General features: G+C 52.1%; 3 protein-coding genes. 2 read left to right on the top strand and 1 reads right to left on the bottom strand.

What is annotated here, in order from left to right:
• Positions 1 to 103: 103 nt before the first annotated feature.
• A complete protein-coding gene (moaA, locus tag R6U67_RS03825) occupies positions 104 to 1,096 on the bottom strand; it encodes a GTP 3',8-cyclase MoaA (RefSeq protein ID WP_410251328.1) in 993 nt (330 codons plus the stop codon).
• A gap of 271 nt (positions 1,097 to 1,367) precedes the next feature.
• Between moaA and hemB the strand changes: the two genes are divergently transcribed.
• Both hemB and R6U67_RS03815 read left to right on the top strand, forming a co-directional pair.
• Positions 1,368 to 2,366 (top strand): porphobilinogen synthase, encoded by a 999-nt coding sequence (hemB, locus tag R6U67_RS03820; RefSeq protein ID WP_410251327.1) that lies wholly within the window; start codon positions 1,368 to 1,370, stop codon positions 2,364 to 2,366.
• 88 nt (positions 2,367 to 2,454) lie between these two features.
• Positions 2,455 to 3,018: protein kinase domain-containing protein (locus tag R6U67_RS03815; RefSeq protein ID WP_410251326.1), on the top strand; the 564-nt coding region annotated here is incomplete at its 3' end.

The following is a 3,018-nucleotide window of genomic DNA, read 5'->3' as shown; positions in this document are numbered from 1 at the left end:
GAACAGGGAACAGGGAACAGGGAACAGGGAACAGGGAACAGTGGAGAACCTCTTGCCTCTTGCCTCTTGCCTCTTGCCTCTTGCCTCTTGCCTCTTGCCTCTTCTACCCCCCAATTTGCGACATCGTTCGTTGATAGGTTCCGAAACGGTTGCCCATATCTCGTTCCTTGAAGTTAATCTCGGGTTTTAGCTGTAAGAGGGTTTGCACCTGTTGTCGCAGTTCAGGGAGGGGAACCCCAGATCGTAGGGCATCGCGTAGGTTGAGTTGTCCGGTTTCATTGAGGAGACAGGGACGAAGCCAGCCATCGGCCGAGAGTCGCATCCGATTGCAGCGATCGCAGAAACACTCGGACATCTGACTAATAAACCCAAGTGTCCCCTGAGCGCCAGGAATTTGGAAGATATCCGCCGGGCCAGCGCCGGTGACGGTGGCGGGTTCTAAACCCCAGCGTTGGCGAATTTGCCCTCGTAACTCCTCTGAGTCAATCCAACCCTTATGCTCAAATAGAGAGCCATTACCGATGGGCATAAATTCAATAAAACGAATATGCCATTGGCGATCGCGCGTTAGGGCCGCCATCTCCAACACCTCACCCTCGTTCACGCCGGGAATCACGACCATGTTGAGTTTTAAGGGGTTGAACCCCACCTCATAAGCTTTCTGAATCCCTGCCCAGGTGCGCTGCCAGCGGCTTTTACCGCGATTTCCGATGATTTTATCAAATGTCTCGGCATCGAGGGAATCTAGGCTGATATTGAGGCGCTGGAGTCCTGCGTCATAGAGCGGTTGGGCCAGATCCGGCAGTAATAAGCCATTGGTGGTCATGGCTAAATCCTGGGTTTCTGGTAAAGCGGCGATATCACGGGCGATCGCCACCACATCGGGCCGCAACAGCGGTTCCCCTCCTGTCAGCCGAAAACGGCGAAATCCGAGGGGAATGAAGACGTTTTGTAAGAGACTGAGCAGTTCCTGGCGCGTTAAGAGATTTTGTTGCAAAACATAGTCAAGTTCATCGCCATCGGGCATACAGTATTGACAGCGGAAATTACAGCGATCGATTAGGCTGATGCGGAGATAATCGACAGTGGGGGTCATGAAACTAGGACGATGAAAGGCCAGTGATCCGTATTGTAGTGAAATTCTAGTGCAGACGATTCTCAACAATCGCGGCTGCCCTTCCATTGCTTGATGTTGCAGAACATTACGGAATGTTTACCCCGTCCCCGGCCATGGCTTACCATGCTCCGATGGTTGGCCCGTTAACGCCCTCATCGGCGATCGCCCCTGACGTCAACCTCCGTCTTAACTGCATCACCGTTTAACATCTTCATTTTTGCCCTAAACAGCAACGCCTCATCCTTAACATATGTCTACCTCCTCCTACATCCTCGATCTGATTCAACGTCCCCGTCGCCTGCGTCGCAACGAATCCCTACGACGCATGGTTCGAGAAACCGAACTCTCTGTTAATGACCTGATTTACCCCATGTTCGTCACCGAAGGGGAAAATCAGAAAGTCGAAGTGGCCTCAATGCCCGGCTGCTATCGCTTTAGCCTCGACTTACTTCTCAAAGAAGTGGCCGAAATCGCCGCCCTCGGGATTCCGGCGATCGCCCTGTTCCCGGTCATTTCCGAGTCCAAAAAAGACGAAACCGGCAGCGAAAGCTATAACCCCAAGGGACTCGTGCAAGAAACCGTCACCGCCATCAAAGCCCAAACCCCCGAGTTAGTGGTGATCACCGATGTGGCCCTCGATCCCTTCACCAGTCATGGCCATGACGGCCTACTCGACGAAAACGGCTATATCCTCAACGATGAAACCGTCGAAGTCCTCTCAAAAATGGCCGTGTCCCAGGCCCGGGCTGGGGCGGATATGGTGGCCCCGTCGGATATGATGGATGGACGGATTGGGGCGATTCGCCAAGCCTTAGATACTGAAGGATTCACCAATGTTGGGATTTTGGCCTATTCCGCCAAATACGCCTCCGCCTACTATGGTCCGTTCCGGGATGCCCTCGACTCGGCCCCGAAATCCGGCGACAAGAAAACCTATCAGATGGACCCAGCCAATGCGATCGAAGCCATCAAAGAAGTGGAATTAGATATCGCCGAGGGGGCTGATATTGTCATGGTGAAACCGGCCCTTCCGTATCTCGATATCATTCGTCAAATTCGTGATGTCACCGATGTTCCCGTTGCGGCCTATAACGTCAGTGGTGAATATGCCATGATCAAAGCCGCTGGCGAAAAAGGCTGGATTGATGAGAAAAAGGTGATGCTCGAAACGCTGGTGAGTATCAAACGGGCTGGGGCCAGCTTGATTTTGACCTATTTTGCCAAAGAAGTGGCGTTGCTGCTCAAATAAACGGCCGAGTTGAAGGCCAAGAGATCTAGGCTCAAGATTGGCAAGGAGTGAGTATTCTGGAAGAGACTCTAAATAGGTCTCCGTTGCCATGGGTTATTGTCTTAATCGTCGTTGTTCTCAGCCTGACAATCCCGATTCAGCCCAAAATTGTCAAAGTTGCGGTCATCGTCTGGCTTTGCGCGATCGCTACCGGGCGATCGCGCCCCTAAGTCGAGGCGGGTTTGCCAAAACCTACTTGGCGATCGATTATGATTTACCGTCTCAGCCCCGCTGTGTGATTAAGCAACTTCATCCCGTTGAGGGAAAAGGAGAAATTGGGGCAAAAATGCTCGAACTCTTCCATCGTGAGGCGGAAAATCTCGATCGCCTGGGACAACACCCACAAATCCCGACCCTCCTAGCTCATTTTGACCAGGAGGGGTATTTTTATTTAGTGCAAGAGTGGATTGACGGCCAGACGCTCACCGAGGAACTGCAACAGACAGGGACTTTTGATGAAGCCCAAATTCGCGATGTCCTTGGGCAACTCCTGCCAATTCTCGACTATATTCACGGTCAGCGTAGTATTCACCGCGATATTAAACCCGATAATCTCATGCGCCGTCATGAGGATGGCAAACTGTTTTTAATCGATTTTGGCGTGGTGAAAGTG

The organism is Sodalinema sp., assembly GCF_046483825.1.
In the GTDB taxonomy this organism is placed as follows: Bacteria; Cyanobacteriota; Cyanobacteriia; order Cyanobacteriales; family Geitlerinemataceae; genus Sodalinema.
The sequence above is the reverse complement of the archived record's forward strand: the minus strand, read 5'-3'. Positions and strand labels throughout refer to the sequence as shown.

Coding starts and splice junctions, on each gene's coding strand:
- moaA (WP_410251328.1), bottom strand. CDS start 1,096: ATGACCCCCACTGTCGATTATCTCCGCATCAGCCTAATCGATCGCTGT.
- hemB (WP_410251327.1), top strand. CDS start 1,368: ATGTCTACCTCCTCCTACATCCTCGATCTGATTCAACGTCCCCGTCGC.